This window comes from Pseudomonas sp. VI4.1, assembly GCF_002029345.1.
Lineage (GTDB): Bacteria > Pseudomonadota > Gammaproteobacteria > Pseudomonadales > Pseudomonadaceae > Aquipseudomonas.
This window is the reverse complement of record NZ_MULM01000178.1, coordinates 58549-77907: the sequence shown is the minus strand read 5'-3', so window position 1 is coordinate 77907 and position 19359 is coordinate 58549. Positions and strand designations below refer to the sequence as shown.

The following is a 19359-nucleotide window of genomic DNA, read 5'->3' as shown; positions in this document are numbered from 1 at the left end:
CTCATATTGAGTGGGGACTCGTCTACGGGGAATGCAATCCCTGGCTAGAGCTTGGAAAGCTGGCACTCACAACAAAGCCCCCCGCGATATGGCTTGCATAGGCGGGGGGACTTGGTTAAATGCACTCGTGAAAAAGCGCCACGCCAGTACAAGACGACTGTTCTTACGTACTAAACCTGCGCGTCTTGAAGCTGATCCTCTCTTTAAACTCCTCCACCTTCCCGATACGACGGATACTCGCCCATGTTCCTTTGTAATAGGGCACCACGTTGCGATCGGTCCATGGGGTAGTCAAATCACCCATCACACCGTTGAAGTGACCGAACTGCATGAAGGTTTGATTTCGTTTGATGTCGGGCTCCAGATAGGCCAACGCATAGGACGAACCGTAATCGTTGAACACCTCGACCACGTCTCCAGACTCAATCGACAGCGCTTGTGCATCGTCTGGGTTGATTTCCAGATAAGCCATCGGCACACGCCGCTGAACAAAATCGTTGTATTGGTCGTGGTAGAGCGTTTGCCACACTTCATTGATGCGCCCATTGTTGACCCAGAACGGGTGTTTCTCCTTCTGTTCCGCCACCGGTTTCGGCAGCCCGGGCCATGTTGCTGGCTTGAACTCTCTTTTCCGTCCGGGGTGTCGAACTTGTAATCGGTGTAGAGCATCTCGGTACCGATCAACTTACCGTCTCGATATTCCTTGGTGGGTAACTGGACACCATTGTTGCCCATGGCTTTCAGCCGTTCGTAGGTGACGAGATTGCCCGTGGTTCCGCCCTGACTGTCGATTGGGCCGGCACCGGGTTGGCCGGCCATACGGAAGCCGTCATTGAAGGCGTCCTCCTCGCTACTCCAGTCGAACCCTGCAAAACGCGCCGCCATGTCCTGTTTTCCTTCGTCCGTATACATCCGCCGAAGGGTGTTAGCGATAGCCGCTGCAATTAGGCAATCGGCTTTCGCCGAACCGGGGGGATCCATGAATTTTTGTGAAAGGCGCATCCGGCGCTCGCCATTCATCGAGGTGAGGTTCATTTCGCCTGGATGGGTCGCCGGAAGCATCACATGGGCGGCCTCTGCCAGCTTGGTAGGGTAGAGGTTGATGTTGGCGAAAAAGAGGCCTCCTTGGGCCGTTTTGGCTTTGGCAATATCATTGCGCAGTCGAAATCCAGCCCTGAATATCCGCAACAGTCGGAATCTTCCCGCTGCTTACAACCTTCTCGTTGATCACCAGAGCCGGCGTGGCGAGGATGTCATAAGTCACCATCTTGCCCATGTCGGTGATCTTTTCGAATTCGGCCTGGATATTTAGATTCTGCGTGGCTTGACGGGCTACGGCCTCCAGTTTTTTGCAGTTGGCGCACCCTGAACCGAGGATTTTGATGTTCAGCATTGGAAGCTCCCTGGTGTGTAAGTCAGCTTGCTGTTTGTTTACGTTGATAACGGCTCAACTGGTAAATTGCACCGGTTATGGCCAGCGAAGCCGCCATTCCTGCACCAAGGGTAAGCCAGCCGGTGCCATCGACCCAGGCACCATAGAGCAGACCTGCCACGATGCTGAACGAAGCGACTAACCCAACATAGGCAGCGGTCTTCTTCCGACCAATCACAGCCGCCACCATGAGCATGCTCTGCAAGCTAAGTTCAGGATCCGCCATCAGGTAGGCCAAGAGCGGGCCAGGATGCATACCTAGATCAAGGAACATGCGGGCGACGGGCACTTCGACCAAGGTTGGGAAGTACATGAACACGCCGAACCCTACTGCTATGGCATTGGCGGGCAATGTGTTGCTGCCTGCAAGGCTTTCAATCCACTCGGGTTGAATAACCTGGCGAACCATACCGACGATGAATACACCCACCACCAGCACAACAAATATCTGCTTGACGAAGCGCCAGGCTTCCCAGAGCCAGCCTTGCCAGTCTTCGGCTGGCAGTTTTCGGGCAAAGTACCAAACAGACAGTATGGTCAATGCGACCCCGAATAAACGACCCGTGAAGGTGAAGGCTAATGTGCCAGGTTCTGGCGTCAGGCGCATCGAGGCGATCAGCAAAGTACTAGCGGTCAGACCCAGCGCAACCCATGTCCAGCCATTGGCACCTTCGGTGATGTTATCCAGACCACGCTTGGCCGTGGCGGCAATCATCAGGAGCAGGATGATGAGTACAGACCCTTGGAAGCTCACGCCTTCTTCCCCTTTGCTGACGTCATATGGAACCCAGTCAAACAGGGTGTCCTGCCACGCTTGGGCCCAAAAAAGCGGGACTTTGATACTGATCAGGTCTGCAGTCAGGGGCCACAGTTTCAAGGTGCCCACAATCAGCAAGGCCAGCAAAGATAGAAGTACACCCAGTGCGGGCCCGGAAACGCTGGCCTTCTCTGCGAACAGGGCATCCGCCTGTGCGTCGTGGGTCAGGTCGTCTTTCCAGAATAGGGTAGCCATCAGCAAGCCAACACCGATGCCAAAGACCAGGCAGAGGATCAAACGGGCGATTGCAAACTCCGCTCCCAGAATGCTGCCGGTATAGGCGAGTGCCATGATATTTCCTGCCGGAGCAAAAAACAGAAAGGTGATCGCCGGGCCGATACCCGCGCCTTTGCGGTAGACGCCCGCGAATAAAGGAACAATCGTGCATGAGCAGACGGCAATCAGTGATCCCGCCAGTGCCGCCGCCGGGAAGGAAACGTAGACAGGTGCATGTCGACCTAGCCAGTGAGTGATGCTGGCTTTAGGAATTAGTGCTGCCATGGCCCCGGCAACGAAAAACGCTGGCAACAGGCAAAGCAGGACGTGGGCCGCCAAGTAGGAAGCCAGACTGCCAGCTCCACCATTGATTAACTTAAGTACGAGGTCCATGGCGACCCTTGGAATATTGTCATTAGAGGTTAGGTTTGCTAAACCGCCACGGGCACCTTCAGGTACCCGCTAGTGTGCAACGGTTGTCGCTCAGCAACGATTACAGGTTTTGATGCCTAGCAACGTATAGACAGGGCAGAAACGGAAAATGCCAGTGGCCAGCGGCACTAGACCGATCCAACCCCACACGCCGATCACACCGGACAGACTGAGGCCAATGAGAAGCAGACCGGCGACAATGCGCAGGCTCCGGTCGATGGTTCCAATGTTTGCTTTCATGTCAATCATCCCGATCAATGGTTGCGCCGGGTCTCCAGCGCCGTAAACAACAACATGCCGGCCAGCATGGCCAACATGAACACGATCACTTGCCAGCGCCCTGTCAGCAGAATGGCCACTGCGGGGCCAGGGCAGATGCCCGCTATTCCCCAGCCGATGCCGAACAACAGGCTCCCGCCAATCAAGCGCGGGTCCAACTCCCGTTTGATCGGTAGCTGCATTGGCCTTCCCAACAGCGAACTGGACTGTTGGCGCGCCCAGGTTAAAGGGCCAACGGCTATGCCAATGGCCCCGATCATGACCAACGCCAGGGAAGGGTCCCAAGCACCGGTTAAATCCAGGAAAGCGAGTACTTTGCTCGGGTTGGCCATACCTGCCAGAAGCAGACCCAAGCCGAACAGCAAGCCTGCAATGAATGCACTCAGTTTGATCATGTTCACCCCCCCAATAGATGACGCAAGACAAACACCGTGGCGAAACCACTGAACATGAAACACGCCGTGGCGACCATCGATCGCGGCGAAAGGCGTGATAGGCCGCACACGCCATGTCCACTTGTGCAACCTGAGCCGTAACGGGTGCCGATGCCCACCAATAAGCCGGCGGCAGTAAGTCCGAGCCAGCCACTCTGGAACTCAATCAGGGGCAGGGTGGCAAACAGTCCCCATAACAGCGGTGCGATGAGCAGGCCCAGAAGAAACAGCGCTTTCTCAAGCGCTCCCTCGCTCCGGCGCTGTAAAAGACTGCCAATCAGACCGCTGATGCCTGCGATACGCCCGTTGGCGACGACGAATAGACTGGCCGCCAGGCCAATCAATGCGCCGCCTGCAAGGGATGACCAGGGAGTGAAGTTGAGCCAGTCGACATTCATGATGCTTCTGCGAAGCGAAATTGTTGATACAGCGTTTGAGTTACCACCTTTGTTGCGGGGCTGCTGATGCGATAGAAAAGCTGCTTTCCATCGCAGCGGGTGTCGATCAGTCCTTCGCTACGAAAAGCCAATCGTTCCATGCCGCGGTGACCAGGTATTGGTAGTCGGTCGTTCGGGACGATGCCATTCTCATGTTTAGCCGCCGCTCGAACCGGATGGCTAACTTTAGTCAGTTGAGTGTCCATTCCTCATCCTCCCGTCACCTGTTTTATTGTTACGCGCTTCATCGATCGTCAGATTTTTTCTGGGGAAACTACCCACACGCTGCAGGGCAACTTGTACAGCAGATGTTCCACCGTGCTGCCAATCAACCGCTCCATGCCGCGGTGTCCAACACGTCCCATGACAATCACATCGATGTCATAGGCCCCGGCGTAGCTGGAAAGCACTTTGGTCGGATTGCCCATGATCATGTGCTGGCGCTCTGGCGGAATACCGTTGCGCTCAGAAAGGTCACGAAACGCATCAGCCTGCGCGTCGAACAGTGTTTTGGCTTTTCCCGAGGAGAAAAACGCCGAGCCATTACTGAAACCGAATTCGTCCGCAGTGATGCTGGAGAGGTCATGGGCGTAGATCACGTCCAGTTCTGCATTACAGGTGCTCGCCAGTTTGGAGGCCTCACGCAAAATTCTGTCGTTGAAGCCTTTGTATTGGTCATCAGAATGAAACGGGTCGACTGCGGCGACGATCTTGCGCGGCAAGACATTGTGCAAATGACTGACAAAATGCAGGGGCACCGGACATTCGCGCAGCAGGTGGATATCCAGTGGCGTATACATCAGGCGTGACAGCAGCGATTCGTGTTCCAGGGCCTTGATCAATACGTCCATCGGCTGTTCTTTGAGATGAATCAGGATCTCCTGCAACGGCCGCTCTACCCAGACGACTTCAGTGGTGACATGCACACCGATCTTGCGCAAGGGGCGGGCCTGGTCTTCGAGCCACTGGCGATGACGCTCGACATAGCCCAGTCGCATCTGCTCCAGCGCCTGTTCGTTGACCATTGCGGCAGTCGCCAGCCCTTCAAGATAATCGAACGCCACGATGTGCAGGGCAGCACCCGAAGCTTTGGCCAACGTGGCGGCACGGTCGAAGGCGGGGCTGTTTTCCATCAGCGGCGAGACGACCAGCATGAAACGTGATTGATCAGTCATGACAAATCTCCGGTAGGTGATCGTGCAATCGCTCGCGCCACTGACTGCGGCGTTATTGGGCAGTTAAGCCTTGCCCTAAGTCTGCCGCTGTTCAGGGCATCGGGTTTGATCTTTGTCAAAGGGAGGAGAAAGGATGGTGTTGCCCGACGCGCGGTTGTCCGTGCATCGTCCAGTGACGCAATTGTTGAGCATTATCAATCTTTCGTCTGGCTCCCCGGAGCAGTCTTTGGACTTGTGCAGAACTTTGGCTTACATAAGTAAAGGAGGCATCGGCATGGCAACCATGAGAGCGGCGGTTTTCGGTGAAAAGAACCGGATCGTCCTGGAGGACAAACCCGTCCCTGAAGTCGGACCGCTGGCCGGTGCGGGGCGCAGTTCAAGCAGATGACGATCCCATGAACGGAGCCATTGGGCTGACAGGTGCAGCCGCGGCGCTGGGGATTGGCATGCTCATCGGTCTTGAACGCGAACGGCACATGGGTCAGGGTGAGAGCCGCGCATGTGCCGGTTTGCGGACGTTCGCCATTACGGCGTTGCTGGGTTATGGGGCGATGCAGGTCGGTGGCGGGTTGCTGGTGGGCATCGTGGCCATCGCTCTGGGATTGCTCGTCACCGTGGCTTATTGGCGAAGCCTGAGCGACGACCCCGGGGTGACCAGCGAAGTGGCATTGTTGACGGTGTTGGTGCTGGGGGCGTTGTGTGCCACAAACCCCGAGCTGGCGATTGCTGTCGGCGTGGTGATGGCAGGGCTGCTGGCCTATCGGGAGAAGCTTCACCACTTTGCCCGCAGTCAATTGACTGATGCGGAATTAGGCGACGGCCTCACCCTCCTGACGGCTGCGCTGGTCGTGTTGCCCTTGGCGCCGGACCGCTTTATTGGCCCCTACGCTGCCATCAATCTGCGCACCATTTGCAGCCTGACGGTATTGCTGATGGCGGTGGGCGCCATTGGGCATATTGCCGTCCGTACCCTGGGAACCCGGTACGGATATGCCATTAGCGCCATTGCCTCCGGGTTCGCTTCCAGCACAGTGACGATCGCAGCCATGGGCCATCTCGTCGCCCGGCAGCCCGACAATATCAAGGTCTTGAGCGCGGCTGCGATCCTGTCCAATATGGCTACCGTTACGCAGGTTGGCCTGATCCTGGGGGCGGTCGACCCCGGTTTGCTGCGCCATATGTGGGGGCCTTTGATGTCCGGAGCCGCCGCCACTGCGTTGTATGGTTTGTGTTTGATGTTTCCCAAGACTGCAACCGGGGCCAACCAGCCGATCAAGGTTGGCGGTGCGTTCAACCTCAAGCTGGCGCTGATCGTCACACTGATGATGACCGGCATCACCTTTGTTTCGTCTGTGATGCTCGGCCACTTCGGCCAGGTGGGGGTGATGCTGACGGCCACGTTCAGCGGTTTTGCCGATGCGCACGCCTCTACGGCGTCGATTGCCTCGCTGGCCAAATCCGGTCATTTACCCTTCGATGCCATTGTCGGGCCTGTGCTGATTGCGGTCAGCAGCAACTCCGTCAGCAAATGCGTGGTGGCATGGGTCAGCGGCGGGCGCCGCTTCGCCGCTTACGTGATCCCGGGCCAGGTGTTGTTGACCCTGGCGTTGTGGGCGGGGATGGTGCTGTTCTGAAGGATGTCGCGCGCGCAACTGATAAAAATCAAGTGGGCGGAACCTCCTGCATCGGGCGCCGTGCAGTGTGCTGGCGATAAAGCCGGGAAGACTGCTGCAACCCTGAGGGCTTGACCGCCCCGCGATGGGGGGCTGTTGGCCGGAACATCGCGGGGCGACGTTCTACAGGTTAAGACGATGGATGACCTGATGGCTGTCGTCTGGATCATTGTGCGTCTCGAATCCTAGCGCCTTGGCCAGGTCGCGCATGGGGGCATTGCTGGACGAGTCCACTGAATACATTTGGTGAAAGCCGTTTTTGCGGGCTGCCTTGATCAGATGCTCCATCAGTAATGTGCCCAAACCCAGGTGCGTCCATTCATCGGCGACCGTTACGGCACATTCACACTCTTGCTCGCGGGTGGCCGCGTATCGGCTGACGCCGATCTCGATGAGTTGCCCGTTGTCATGGACCAGGGCGATATAGGCCACGCGTTGCCGGTTATCAGTGTCCATCAATTGCTTGAGCATGCTGTCGCTGGGCTCGTTGATCTGCGCCAGAAAGCGCATGTGCCGCGACTCGGGGGACAGGCGCTTGATAAACGTGTATTCACGCTCGCGATCTTTTTCCGCCAGCGGCCGGATCAGCACATGGCGGCCGTCTTTGAGTGCTTCAATCCAGTATTGTCCGGTGACTGCGGCGTAAGCGGCAGCGGCCCGATCATTGTGGTCTTTGACGTTGAGCATGGGGGGATCCTCCATCCGGGTTTGAAAGTTCGACGCGTGGCGACAAACCCCGCGGTTGATTCCTTTCTACACTGCTGTCGATGCTTGAATCTGATCTGGATCAGACAGCGGTGCCGCCGGCATTGATTTGCTGGTGCTTGATGTAAATCAAACTGCACGAAGTGATGAAGCGCAGCCTTGAACCATGCCGGCAGTAAATAACCGGAATCGAATGGAGGTGTGTGATGGAGCAATATCAACGTTTTCTGCTGATCGCTGACCCAACCCTGCATCAGTCTCCTGCCCAGTTGCGTGCCGTCGCATTGGCCAAGGCAGCCGGGGCCGTACTGGATGTGCGGGCCTTTGTCGAACCGGTGCCGATGGTTCATTTATGGCAAGAACAAGTCGACGATGCAGAGCAGCAGCGCTATTTGCATCGCTACCGCCGCTGGGAGGCCGAAGAGTTCGATCGGCTCAGCGACCTGGGGCTGGAGGTAACGGTCAAAGCCGTCTTCACCACCCATCCGCTGCTGGACATTTTGAAGACGGTCGAAGATTTGAAGCCCGACCTGTTGATCAAGGATGCAACCCTTGAACCTGTACTCAAGCGGGTGTTCATTACCCCGCTTGACTGTCACTTGTTGCGTGAATGCCCGATCCCTGTGCATCTGGTCAACCAAGCCCCTTACAGCTTGCCGCACCGAATCGTGGCGGCAGTCGACCCGTTCGATCCGGCAACACAAATCAGCGGTTTGAACGACACCATCATCCAGACCGCCAATGCCCTGGCGCTGCAATGCGACGCGCCATTACACCTACTGTACGCCTATGATTTATCGCCTGCCTTCAACAGCGATGCACCTCTGGCCGGGGGCGGTTGGGGTGTGGATTTCAGCGAGGAGCTGCGTCAATCCTTGCACCAGGCGTTTATTACACTGGCTGAGCGTTACGGGGTGCCTGCGGAGCGACGGCATTTCGTCATGGGATTACCGGTGCCGGTGATCAGCGAGTTCGTCGAGCAATACCTGGCCGATGTAGTGGTGATGGGCACCGTGCATCGGGTGGGGATCGACCGGCTGCTCGGCAGCAATACGGAACGGGCGCTGTACTCTGTGCCGGGCAGCATTCTGGCGGTCAAGTCACGTGTCAGGGAATGAGTACTATCGTGCCGTTGAACTGACCGGCCGCAACCTGTTCCTGTATCAGGTGCCCTGCAGCGTCCTGGCGGTTTGAATCAAGTCTGTACCAGGCTTGACGGCGGACCGTCAGTTCGACAGTTGAGTCTGATACGAGTCAGAAAAGGGATTATTTGCGCTTCCAGTACTTCTGCATTTCCAGAAACAGGAAGGATGCTGTCCATGTAATGAGCACTAGCCCGGTAAGGGCTTCTAGACCGGTCAAGTATTTCAGGTTGCCCACAGGTGAAATATCGCCGAAGCCGATCGTCGTGTACGTTGTAAAGGAAAAGTAGACGCAGTCCATCAGCGAACCGTCGAAGTTGCCCGTCAGGCCGCCCCATTTCCCGGAGTGCACCATCAGGTAATAAACCAGCGCGAAGCACCAGACCTCTATCGCATGTGCGAAAAGGGCGCCAAATACCCCAGCCACGATTCTGAAGCGACTCCACAGCTTGAGCCGGGGTAGCCAATCATTCAGGCGTAACAGGCATTCATAGTGGATCACTACGGTGATGATGACCACCAGCGTATTGATCAGCGTGACTGCCAGCATGGCAAATCTCCAGCGAAAAGGGAGGCAGCGGATCAGTGTATTTCTACGCCAAGAAGCCGGAAAATCGTTGAGCTGAATCAACAAGGGTCTTACTAAACCGAACGTCAGTCGTGCCATTTACGATAGCTGCTGATTAGTTGATAAAAGTCAGATCCCCCACGGCGTAACACCCAATAATCGAGCTACGGTTTTTCCAGTCGCACCCAGTCTGGCGGGACGATTATAAAGACGCACTTGTCCTTTGCATTGCCGGATATTTTTGCTGGTTGCGGACATGAGCACGATCGCAGTCAGCAAGTCGACGTAACAAGCGTTTGACTCAAGGCCCCTGACGGGGAGTTGGGCTTGGTAGGTTTCAGGGCGAGGTATGTGATGCTCAAGCTCAAACGCATTCTATTGATAGCCCCCAGCGAAATGACCCTGACCCCGGCGTTTGCGCGTGCACATGCCTTGGCTTGTGCAACCGGTGCCTTATTGCACATTGTCGCGTTCGATTATGTTCAGGTTCTGGCAATAGCCGGTCTGCTGGACCACGATGCGATGTCCCAGGCTCGAGAAGGTTATTTGCAGGTGCACCGTCATTGGCTGGAGCAGCAGGCGCGATTTTACCGATGTGGCGGCATGCAGGTGACCACCGAAGTGGTCTGGGCCAAGTCGAGCCTGAACAACCTGCTTGAGTACGTGAATGACTTTCTTCCGGACCTGGTCATCAAGGATACCCATTACGTGCCGGCACTTGACCGTGCCTTTCACCGGCCTCTGGACTGGCGACTGCTGCGCGAGTGTCCGACTCACCTGCACTTGGTGACCAATGCCAAAAATCCAAAACCAATGACAATTCTTGCGGCGATCGATCTGTCCCATCTGGAAGAGCTGACGCACGGTTTAAATGACCGAATACTCGATCTGGCCTCGACTCTGGCGACCAGCTGCGGTGCCGCGCTGCACCTACTTAATGTCTGTCGTTGGTCACAGATAAGCGAGGCGCCGATGAGTGTGCCGACAGGCAGTCTTGATGACAGTTTGAGAGACGCGATTGAAGATGCTCAGCAAGAGGCTTTCGATGTGCTTGCTGAACGCTATTGCATCAACAATACACGCCGGCACTCACTGACGGGCATCCCCCACAAGGTCATCGGGCTTTTCGCTCAACAAAATGCCTTCGACATCGTTGTGCTGGGCACGATTTATCACCATGGGCCTGACCGGTTTATCGGCGATACCGCTGAGGGCGTGTTAAACCGGGCACCGTGCAGTTTGGTGATCGTCAAGCCATAGCCTTGCCCGATTGAACGAGTCGCCGTCGAACCTGAAGTTGATAAAAATCAACTGCCCTCGAGCCAAAAGGAGCGATCAATAGTGCTCCTCTGAATGCTCAAGGAAAATGGCCATGCGAATCACATTTCTAGGTGCCGCGGGCACGGTTACGGGCAGCAAGTACTTGCTGGAACATCGCAACCAACATGTGCTGATCGATTGCGGACTGTTCCAGGGATACAAGCAACTGCGACTGCACAATCGGGACCCGTTCCAGCTTCCGGTGAGCGAACTCGATGCCATTGTCCTGACCCATGCCCATCTCGACCACAGCGGATACTTGCCCGTATTGGTGCGCAATGGTTATCGCGGCCCGGTGTACGCCACGCCCGCCACCTGTGAGTTGGTGAAAATCCTGCTGTTGGACAGTGGCCGCTTGCAAGAAGAAGAGGCTGAGTTCGCCAATCGGCACGGCTTCTCAAAGCACAGCCCGGCGTTGCCGCTTTACACTGAACAAGATGCCGAGCGAGCACTGAAACTGTTGCGGCCGGTGGAGTTGCACCACAAGGTGCAAATCGCCGCGGACATGACCATCCTGCTTCGTGGCGCCGGGCATATTCTGGGTGCCGCTACGGTGCAGGTGAATGCCGATGGCCTGGTCCTGATGTTTTCAGGGGATTTGGGGCGGCCGGACGATCCTTTGATGTTCGCTCCAGAACCCGTCGAGCAGGCGGATTACCTGTTGGTGGAGTCGACCTATGGTGATCGTCAACATCCGAGCGAGGCGCCACAGGCGCAGTTGGCCGAGGTCATCACCCGCACGGCGCTGCGCCGAGGGATTACCCTCGTGCCATCCTTCGCGGTTGGGCGCGCTCAACTGCTGATGTATCACCTGTATCAGTTGAAGCGCAAACGGGCAATTCCCGATATTCCAATCTACCTCAACAGCCCCATGGCCACCGATGTCACGCTTTTGTACCAGCGTTTTCGCAGCGAGCACAGATTATCGCTGGAGGAGTGCGAAGGCATGTGCCATGTGGCGCAATTCGTACGCACCGTCGATGACTCGAGAGAACTTGATCAGCAACGCACCCCAGCGGTGATCATAGCTGCCAGCGGCATGGCGACAGGAGGGCGAGTGGTCCATCACCTCAAGGCACTGGCTCCCAATCCAATTAACACGCTGCTTATGCCTGGCTTCCAGGCCGGTGGCACCCGTGGCGCGCAAATTGTTGCGGGAGCGCCTTCAGTGCGTATCCATGGCAAAGACGTGCCGATCCGCGCCGAGGTGGTACCGATGCAAACACTGTCCGCACACGCCGACGCCGATGAAATCATGCAGTGGCTGCGCGGGTTCAAGCAGCCGCCAAAACATACATTTGTCGTCCACGGGGAGCCTAACGCGTCGGATGTGCTGCGCCGACGCATCAGCCAGGAGTTGGGGTGGTCGGTTTCGGTGCCGGAGTATCGCGATAGCGTTGAACTTTCCAGCATTGATCTCACTGCAAGCTCATCCCGGTAACAAAAAAAGCCACCGCCGTTTGAGGCATGGTTCCTTGCAGGTCAAGAAGGCTGACCCAGTTGCATCTGGGTTGATCCAGATCAAACGGCATTTTTCGGTCGGCTCCATTGTTTTGATAAAGATGGCGAGAGATCCAGTCATGATAAACAACAAGCTTTTCGGCGGGTATCACGCGGTTCAGGACTGGAGCAGAGTTGCGGTGCACAGGTACCTGCACTGGACGGGCACAGGTTCCTGGAGGCGGGAGGCGACCATCCTGCTGTCGGTCTTGGTGGCGCTGATGGCCGGATATATCACGGTGTTTCACTTCGCCTCTCACGCGGTGCAGGACTTGGTAGACACGTGCACAGCGCGTTTAGAGATCGAGCTTGAGAATGCCGATACAGATCCCCTCACAACAGCCCTGGCTCGGCCTTTGTGTGAATGTGTGGCACATTCCTTCCTCGACAAAAACGGTATTGTGCGTCTGGCCATGGTCAACATGCGCATGCTTGATTCGATGGCTCTTGAACCCGTGACGGAAAAGGACGAGGAGGCCTGCATCAGCGCCCTGTGGCTGCCCAATGTCGAACTGGCCAAGCGCCTGACCCCTTGAAGGAGGGGGGCGCTAGCACTTGCCCGCGATCTGTTCCAACGCATTCTTGGGTGCCATAGGGGTCATGGCTTCAGGCTTTTTAGGCAGCGAGATGCCCAGTTACTGTTGCAGGTTGGCTGGCTCGGTCAGGCGGAGGGCATCTAGCGCCGTGACCCATTCTTCGTTGGTGGGCTCGACCACCACCTTGACTCGGCTGGCCGGGGTCGAGATCACTGAAGCATTGGCCTGGTTCGCCGTTTCGTTCAGTTCGACGCCCAGATACTGCAGGCCAGCGCACATACGAGCGCGAATCGCCGCGTTGTGTTCGCCAATACCTGCGGTGAACACCAGCATGTCCAGACCACCCAGTGCCGCGACATGGGCACCGGCTTCGTGGATGAAGCGGCGCAGGTACAACGCAAGGGCCATGGCCGCGCGAGGCTCAGTGGTTTCGACTTTGAGCAATTGGCGCGGGTCGCTGGAAATGCCGGAAACTCCCAGCAGGCCAGACTCGTGATACAGAATATGGCTGACCCGCTCGAGGCTCAGCTTCCAGATTTCCATCAGGAAAATCACTGCGCCAGGGTCCAGCGACCGCAGCGGGACCCCATCATCAAACCGTCCAGCGCTGAGAAACCCATGGTGGTGGCGACGCTTTTCAAGTCCCGCATGCCGCACAGGCTGGCACCGCTGCCCAGGTGCGCGACAGCGTCGGCCGCGCGCCTGATCGCCATAGCGCTCGGCCAGCGCAATGGATTGGTAGCAATAGGAAAGCCCGTGAAACCCGTAACGACGCAAGCCGCTTTCCCAGGCCGACCAAGGCAGCGGCAGGATTTTCTCCACGTCTGGCAGGGTCTGGTGGAAGGCGGTATCGAAACACACCACTTGTGGCAGGTCGGGGCGGGTTTGCAGCAGCGTTTCGATGGCCTCCAACGCGATGGGCTGATGCAGAGGGGCTAGCGGGATGTAGCTTTTAAGGTCGGCCAGCACCTGCGTGTCGATCAATACCGGTTTTGAGTATTTAATCCCTCCATGCACGACGCGATGGGCGATGGCCCTGATCGAACGGCCGACCAGTTGAGTTCGCAGCCGCTCACGAATGTACGCAAGGGCATCGTGATAAGGATGCTTTTCATCGAGGGTCAGTGGCTGATCGTCGCCGCCGTTTTCGCTGACCACCGGGTTTGGCCCCGTGATGCCGTCGACCTTTGCGCGCCACAGTGTTGTGCGAGCCAAAGGGCTGCAGGTGGCGTCGAACAGGGCGAACTTGATGCTCGACGACCCCGCATTGAGGACCAGAATCACTTCTCCGTTATCTGTGTCGTTCATGGCGGGGTTACCCGATAGTGATGGGCGACCAGCGCGGCGATGGCACAGGACGCGATGCGCGATTCGACGGAGTCGGCGCGGCTGGTCAGGACAATCGGCACTTTGGCGCCGAGCACGATACCCGCGCTGGCGGCACCGCCCAGGTATTCCAGTTGCTTGACGAGCATATTGCCGCTTTCCAGATCAGGCACTACGAGAATGTCGGCTTTACCGGAAACAGCAGAGTGAATGCCCTTGATACGCGCCGCCGCCTGGGAGATGGCGTTGTCGAACGCCAGCGGCCCGTCAAGGACCGCGCCAGTGATCTGGCCGCGATCAGCCATCTTGCACAGCGCTGCGGCATCAAGGGTGGCGGGCATGTTGGCATTCACCGTTTCCACGGCAGCGAGGATCGCCACATGGGGATTACTGACGCCGAGGATATGCGCCAGATCGATGGCGTTACGCACGATGTCCATTTTGTCGACCAGGGCCGGCGCGATGTTGATCGCTGCATCGGTGATGATGAAGGGGCGCGGATAAAAAGGCGTCTGCATCACGAAACAGTGGGTGATCCGCCGCTTGGTACGCAATAGGGCCGCCGACGGCACCACGGCGGACATCAACTCGTCGGTGTGCAGGCTGCCTTTCATCAGGGCTTCGACTTGACCGTCACGGGCCATTTGCGCACCACGCAGGGCGGCAGCGTGGCTGTGGGGCACGTCTTCGATGGTGAGGCCGCAAAGGTCGTGGCCGCCCTTGGCCGCCAACGCTTCGAGTTTGGCTCTTGGGCCAATCAGGATCGGGTCGATCAACCCTGCATTGCGGGCATCAAGGACCGCCTTGATACTCACGTCGTCGCAAGGATGTACCACCGCAACGCGGATCGGCTCCAGCGTCTGGCAGGCTTGCAACAAACGATTCAGACCGTCGGCGCTGTGGCGCAGTTCTATGCCCGGCAGGCTGGCTCGACGCACATCGATATGCTCGCCGGCCGCGTGGACCAGGGATTCACCTTCCAGCACTACCACGCCTTCCTGATTGATGCCGGTACAGGCCAGTGTGAGCAGATAACGCGCTACGTCGCGAGCAGTAACCGTCACCGAGACCGTCAGGGTGTCACCGATGCGTACCGGGGCAAGGAACTTGAGGGTTTGCCCCAAGGGCACCGAACCGGGGCCTGGCAACCGCGTACCAATCAACGCCGAAATCAACGCGCCCCCCCACATGCCATGGGCGAAAACAGTGTTGAAGTGGGTGGTGGCGGCAAATTCAGGATCGACGTACAGCGGGTTCACATCGCCGGAAACCAGTGCGAACAGCTGAATGTCTTGAGCTGTCAGGGTGCGCTCCAGAGAGGCCGACTCGCCGATGATGATTTCCTCGAACGATCGATTATGTATTCGCTCCAGATCGTCGGCGTTTACAGGAACAGAACGGGTCATGGGTTTGATCCTGAGTAGGATTGCGGATGGCGTCGGCTACATCATTCAACGCTCAATCGGCGTATGTGACCAGAACCGGCAGCCATTGCGGGCAGCGAGGTCTTGGTACCGGCGATACTTTTCGTCCAGGTACACCCTCTGTATACATCAAAAAGGGGGCTGAAACTCCCCGCTATTGCTGCTCAAAGGGCGCTCATTGATCTAAATCAACACATGCAGACGGCATCAAGCGATAAAGCTCTATATCAAGTAGAAGCGGCCGACCACCGGGCCTGGCTCCAACAGTGTGAATGCTGTGTTGAGTTTCATCTTTTTCAACTTCAGGCACTCCCCATGGTCTCTGATCGGCGGCTTCATCTGCTCAGACGGTATCGAATGCTCCATTTTCAGCCAGCAGGGTGGCTATCAGGGCGGTGCTGTCGAGTACGTGAACGTGCTGCGCCACGCACTCGGGGGGCAGACGAAAGGCGGGCACGCTGTCAGAGATCGCAATGTGCTCGAAAAGCGGCTGGTCGAACAGCTGGCTGCCCGCAGTGAACAAACCATGGGTCGCCGCTGCAAACAATCGGGTGGCTCCACCCTTTTGACAGGCGAGGCCGGCATGCTTCAGCGTTTCACCGGTACTGATCAGGTCGTCGAAAACAATGGCTGTCTTCCCCGATACGTCGCCAACCAAGAGGGTGCCCGTCAGCGTCGCGTGAGCACGGTGCTTTTCCATCAGCGCACTGCCCACTGAGCGTCCCAGTTGTCGTTCGAGGGCCTGACGAAACTGTTCGGCGCGCTTGGCACCCCCGGAGTCCGGGGACACCGCCACCACGTCGGCGTCACCGACGAACCTGGCGAAATGCTCGGCGAATAACTCTATGCACTGCAAGTTCCAGGTCGGAATGCGAAAGGCATTGTCGAACGCTGCTGGGTTATGCACTTCAAGGGCAACCAGACGATCAACGTGGCAGGCTTCAAACAGGGTCGCCAGGTAGCGGGTGATCGTTGGGTCTTGAGGTTGGCTGCGACGATCTTTGCGTCCGTAACAGAGGTAGGGTGTTACGACCAGCACATGGCGAGCGCCGGCATCCTTGAGTGCTCCGCAAAAGAACAACAGGCGACACAACTTATCGTTAGCGCTCTGCCGGTCATCCCCATACAAAGAATGGAACACCACGACCTCGCGACCGTTAACCGTCGTGAGCGGTCGGCATTTATGCTCGCCATCTTCATAGTTGCGTTCTTCATGAAGAGCCAGTTGGCAGCCAAGCCGCTGCGCGACGCGGGTTGCATAGTGCTCACTGCCTTGCAGGGCAAAAAGAAGCGGGCGGTCAGTGAGCATGCATGGGCTCCTTTGAGGCTTGTCGAACAGTTGCGCCGTCATCGGGCAGCACCCTGACGTAACACTTCAATACAGAACTCCATTTCGTAGGGCTGGACGTTGCATTCGACGATGTCATGGGCGGCCACTTGCAGATGCACGCCGATAATGTCGGCATGGATCGTCTGCTGACAGACATGCCGGTCAACCAGTACCGCAGTGTAGACCCGACGAGCGCCCAGTTGCGCCAAATAGGCACAGGTGCGCAGGAGGGAATGGCCCTCGAAATAGCCGTCTCCAGTGGAAACCGATGGACCGCAAAAAAGTGCGGTGCCACTGCCAACGTAATCCCGCTCGGCTCGGCCCTATTGATATTGATCAAGTACGGAGAAATGAAATTTCAATCCATGAGCGGCGTTAGTCCATTGATCGGTCTTGCGCAGGGATTTGATATAAATCAACGCCAGGGCGACATCAACGGAGGACTCTGAATCAAACGCTGGCGTCTGATCCGGCGCGTCGAGTTCCACCTGTCTGGAGTCAGATCATGAGCCAATATCAACGCTTGTTACTCATCATCAACCCGGCCCTGCGCCATTCCCCAGCGATAAACCATGCGGCGGCCCTGGCCAAGGCCAGCGGCGCGAGCTTGCATATCGCTGCGTTTATAAGGCCGTTGAAGATACTGTCACTGCTTGAGGAAGACGAGCAGGAAAAGGCCCTGGAAAGCTATCGTCAGGACCATCGCGACTGGCTGAAGAACCAGGCAGCCAAACTCCTGTACGCCTGTGATCTTTCGGGGTTCTATCTGGCCGACATGGGGGGGCTGGCGCTTTCAGACATCACCAAAGAGTTACGCATAACCGAGGAGCAATCGTTCATCAAATTGGCCAGCCGGTACGGCGTACCTTCTGATCGTCGTCACTTTATTCTCGGTCCCCCGGTCTCGGCGCTGAGCGATTTTGCCAACGAGCAGCAAGTGGATGTGATCGTGATGGGCAGAGTCCAGTACCACGGTCTGGAGAAGCTGCTGGGCAGCACGACCGAACACATTCTGTACCAGGTGCCTTGCAGCGTTCTGGCGGTCTAGAACGCTGCAAGGCGATGTGTAACGTAACCTCGGCCGTCATCGCCGATGGAGACTCTCCATGACTCAAAGTCCCTCATTGCACACCACTTTGCAGGACCGCTCCGAAGCCGGTCGTCGTCTGGTGGAACCCTTGCTCAAATACGCGCATCGAAACGATGTCATCGTCCTGGCCTTGCCCCGTGGCGGCGTGCCGGTTGCCTATCAAGTGGTCAAGGCCCTGGGCGTGCGCCTGGACCTGATGCTGGTGCGCAAACTGGGTGTGCCGTCCAACCCGGAGTTCGCCATGGGCGCCATTGCCAGTGGCGGTGTCCAGATCCGAAATGAACAAGCGCTGCGGGCTCACCCGATTTCCCCGGCCGCATTTGAGACGGTGGTCGAGCGCGAAACACGGGAATTGCAGCGGCGCGAGCAGCTTTACCGGGGCGCCCGGCCACCCTTGCAGCTCAAGGATCAGGTAGTGATCCTGGTCGATGACGGCCTCGCGACGGGCGCCTCGATGATGGCGGCAATCCGCGCGGTGCGCATGCAAGCACCTGCTCGCATCGTCGTTGCCGTGCCGGTTGCGCCACTGGAAACGGTGGAGACGCTGAGCTTCGAAGTCGATGAGGTGATCTGCCCACTCATGCCTGAATGGATGATGTCGATCGGTTATTGGTACTTGCACTTCCCCCAGACCTCGGATGAAGAAGTGAATGATTTGTTGCAGCGGGCCTGGCTGCGAGAAGCCGCCAGCGATTCCTCCTCTCAGGAGCCTCTCGATGATTGAGCCTCAATCTCGACAGCTGGACTTGCGAGACGTTGAGTTATCCGCCGATTTACGGCTGCCGCTCCATGCTGACGGTCTGGTGATCTTCGTACATGGCAGCGGCAGTGGCCGTTTGAGCCCGCGTAATCAGTTTGTCGCGCAGTTGCTGGCCAGACGGGGGCTGGGTTCGCTGTTGTTCGACCTGCTTACGGAGCCAGAGCAACGCCTGGATAACCTCACCGGCGAGCTACGGTTCGATATCGACTTGCTTGCCGGGCGGCTGGTGGAGGTGATCGATTGGGTAGGCCGGGACGCGGATTTGCGCTCGCTGCAAATCGGTCTGTTCGGTGCCAGCACCGGTGCGGCTGCGGCGCTGTTGGCCGCCGCCGCGCGTGCGAACGTGGTTCAAGCAGTGGTCAGCCGAGGAGGGCGAACCGACATGGCGGGAGCGGCGCTGTCGCAAGTCAGGGCGCCTACCTTGCAGATAGTCGGCGCACGGGATCTGGTGGTGCTCGAATTGAATCAGCGAAGCAGTCATGCCTTGCGCTGCGAGCAGCGTCTGGACGTGGTGGCGGGCGCTACGCATCTTTTCGAAGAGCCCGGAACCCTTGAAGAAGTCGCCAGGCTGGCTGGCGACTGGTTTGAAACCCATCTGCAAGGTCGCCATCCATAGGCATGGTGAGCCTTGAACCATTCACACGCCAAACGGAAAGGTTTCGCGGATGGAAGCAATCGCCCCCGCTTGCTGAGCGGGCTCAAGTCATTTTTACGCAATGGCGGCAGCGGGGTGATCTGAAAGATCAATGCCGATCGAAGTCTC

20 protein-coding genes and 4 pseudogenes are annotated in these 19359 nt (G+C 57.6%); 8 read left to right on the top strand and 16 right to left on the bottom strand.

The window, feature by feature from the left end:
• Positions 1–163 precede the first annotated feature (163 nt).
• From BZ163_RS36050 to BZ163_RS27150, 9 genes and pseudogenes are all read right to left on the bottom strand, one after another.
• Positions 164–586, bottom strand: coding sequence for a molybdopterin dinucleotide binding domain-containing protein (locus tag BZ163_RS36050; protein WP_256579148.1), 423 nt, complete (start codon positions 584–586; stop codon positions 164–166).
• Positions 587–984: 398 nt separating this feature from the next.
• Positions 985–1062, bottom strand: a pseudogene (locus BZ163_RS36045) (hypothetical protein); the annotation flags it as partial.
• 88 nt (positions 1063–1150) lie between these two features.
• Positions 1151–1393 carry a thioredoxin family protein gene (locus BZ163_RS27180; RefSeq protein ID WP_128873460.1) on the bottom strand — a complete coding sequence of 81 codons (243 nt, stop codon included), beginning with the start codon at positions 1391–1393 and terminating at the stop codon, positions 1151–1153.
• A gap of 22 nt (positions 1394–1415) precedes the next feature.
• On the bottom strand, positions 1416–2858 hold the full coding sequence (locus BZ163_RS27175) for a permease (protein ID WP_128873459.1): 1443 nt from the start codon (positions 2856–2858) through the stop codon (positions 1416–1418).
• A 90-nt stretch (positions 2859–2948) separates the two neighbouring features.
• The gene (locus BZ163_RS27170) at positions 2949–3137 is read right to left on the bottom strand and encodes a DUF2892 domain-containing protein (protein WP_047229595.1); all 189 of its coding nucleotides are present in this window, start codon (positions 3135–3137) and stop codon (positions 2949–2951) included.
• 14 nt (positions 3138–3151) lie between these two features.
• Positions 3152–3571, bottom strand: a complete 420-nt coding sequence (locus tag BZ163_RS27165; RefSeq protein ID WP_128873458.1) for a DUF6691 family protein — start codon at positions 3569–3571, stop codon at positions 3152–3154.
• Between the two features lie 2 nt (positions 3572–3573).
• Entirely contained in the window at positions 3574–4008 is a 435-nt protein-coding gene (locus BZ163_RS27160; RefSeq protein ID WP_128873457.1) for a YeeE/YedE family protein, read from the bottom strand.
• A complete protein-coding gene (locus BZ163_RS35070; RefSeq protein WP_178110511.1) occupies positions 4005–4253 on the bottom strand; it encodes a hypothetical protein in 249 nt (82 codons plus the stop codon). The genes BZ163_RS27160 and BZ163_RS35070 overlap by 4 nt, the downstream gene beginning before the upstream one ends.
• Before the next feature lie 48 nt (positions 4254–4301).
• Complete coding sequence (locus BZ163_RS27150) at positions 4302–5222, bottom strand: universal stress protein (RefSeq protein ID WP_128873456.1); 921 nt, start codon at positions 5220–5222, stop codon at positions 4302–4304.
• 395 nt (positions 5223–5617) lie between these two features.
• Between BZ163_RS27150 and BZ163_RS27145 the strand changes: the two genes are divergently transcribed.
• A complete protein-coding gene (locus tag BZ163_RS27145; RefSeq protein WP_128873455.1) occupies positions 5618–6856 on the top strand; it encodes a DUF4010 domain-containing protein in 1239 nt (412 codons plus the stop codon).
• Positions 6857–7018: 162 nt separating this feature from the next.
• Here the strand turns inward: BZ163_RS27145 and BZ163_RS27140 are convergent, their stop codons facing one another.
• Positions 7019–7582: a GNAT family N-acetyltransferase gene (locus tag BZ163_RS27140; protein WP_128873454.1), complete on the bottom strand. Its 564-nt coding sequence runs from the start codon at positions 7580–7582 to the stop codon at positions 7019–7021.
• Between the two features lie 224 nt (positions 7583–7806).
• Here BZ163_RS27140 and BZ163_RS27135 point away from each other — a divergent pair, with 224 nt between their 5' ends.
• Positions 7807–8718 carry a universal stress protein gene (locus BZ163_RS27135; protein ID WP_128873453.1) on the top strand — a complete coding sequence of 304 codons (912 nt, stop codon included), beginning with the start codon at positions 7807–7809 and terminating at the stop codon, positions 8716–8718.
• Positions 8719–8866: 148 nt separating this feature from the next.
• Here the strand turns inward: BZ163_RS27135 and BZ163_RS27130 are convergent, their stop codons facing one another.
• Complete coding sequence (locus tag BZ163_RS27130) at positions 8867–9292, bottom strand: potassium channel family protein (protein ID WP_128873452.1); 426 nt, start codon at positions 9290–9292, stop codon at positions 8867–8869.
• A 372-nt stretch (positions 9293–9664) separates the two neighbouring features.
• Between BZ163_RS27130 and BZ163_RS27125 the strand changes: the two genes are divergently transcribed.
• The 3 genes from BZ163_RS27125 (at position 9665) to BZ163_RS27115 (ending at position 12666) form a co-directional block, all read left to right on the top strand.
• Positions 9665–10570, top strand: coding sequence for a universal stress protein (locus BZ163_RS27125; RefSeq protein WP_128873451.1), 906 nt, complete (start codon positions 9665–9667; stop codon positions 10568–10570).
• 112 nt (positions 10571–10682) lie between these two features.
• On the top strand, positions 10683–12071 hold the full coding sequence (locus BZ163_RS27120; RefSeq protein ID WP_128873516.1) for an MBL fold metallo-hydrolase RNA specificity domain-containing protein: 1389 nt from the start codon (positions 10683–10685) through the stop codon (positions 12069–12071).
• 34 nt (positions 12072–12105) lie between these two features.
• Positions 12106–12666: a hypothetical protein gene (locus BZ163_RS27115; protein ID WP_256579145.1), complete on the top strand. Its 561-nt coding sequence runs from the start codon at positions 12106–12108 to the stop codon at positions 12664–12666.
• 99 nt (positions 12667–12765) lie between these two features.
• Here BZ163_RS27115 and BZ163_RS36040 read toward each other — a convergent pair.
• The 5 genes and pseudogenes from BZ163_RS36040 to BZ163_RS36030 all read right to left on the bottom strand — a co-directional run.
• Positions 12766–13316: pseudogene (locus BZ163_RS36040) on the bottom strand (hypothetical protein).
• 76 nt (positions 13317–13392) lie between these two features.
• A pseudogene (locus BZ163_RS36035) lies at positions 13393–13974 on the bottom strand (acetate kinase); the annotation flags it as partial.
• Positions 13971–15398 (bottom strand): bifunctional enoyl-CoA hydratase/phosphate acetyltransferase, encoded by a 1428-nt coding sequence (locus BZ163_RS27105; RefSeq protein ID WP_128873450.1) that lies wholly within the window; start codon positions 15396–15398, stop codon positions 13971–13973. The pseudogene BZ163_RS36035 and the gene BZ163_RS27105, both read right to left, overlap by 4 nt.
• A 361-nt stretch (positions 15399–15759) precedes the next feature.
• A complete protein-coding gene (locus BZ163_RS27095; protein WP_128873449.1) occupies positions 15760–16725 on the bottom strand; it encodes a ribose-phosphate pyrophosphokinase in 966 nt (321 codons plus the stop codon).
• Positions 16726–16763: 38 nt separating this feature from the next.
• Positions 16764–17000 (bottom strand): annotated as a pseudogene (locus tag BZ163_RS36030) (phosphoribosyltransferase); the annotation flags it as partial.
• A 251-nt stretch (positions 17001–17251) separates the two neighbouring features.
• On the opposite strand from BZ163_RS36030, the gene BZ163_RS27085 reads away from it, so the two are divergent.
• The 3 genes from BZ163_RS27085 to BZ163_RS35060 are packed head-to-tail and all read left to right on the top strand — an operon-like array spanning position 17252 to position 19212.
• A complete protein-coding gene (locus BZ163_RS27085) occupies positions 17252–17794 on the top strand; it encodes a universal stress protein (protein ID WP_128873448.1) in 543 nt (180 codons plus the stop codon).
• Between the two features lie 58 nt (positions 17795–17852).
• Positions 17853–18560, top strand: a complete 708-nt coding sequence (locus tag BZ163_RS35065) for a phosphoribosyltransferase (protein WP_128873447.1) — start codon at positions 17853–17855, stop codon at positions 18558–18560.
• Positions 18553–19212, top strand: coding sequence for a dienelactone hydrolase family protein (locus BZ163_RS35060; protein WP_128873446.1), 660 nt, complete (start codon positions 18553–18555; stop codon positions 19210–19212). The genes BZ163_RS35065 and BZ163_RS35060 overlap by 8 nt, the downstream gene beginning before the upstream one ends.
• The last annotated feature ends 147 nt before the right edge of the window (positions 19213–19359 follow it).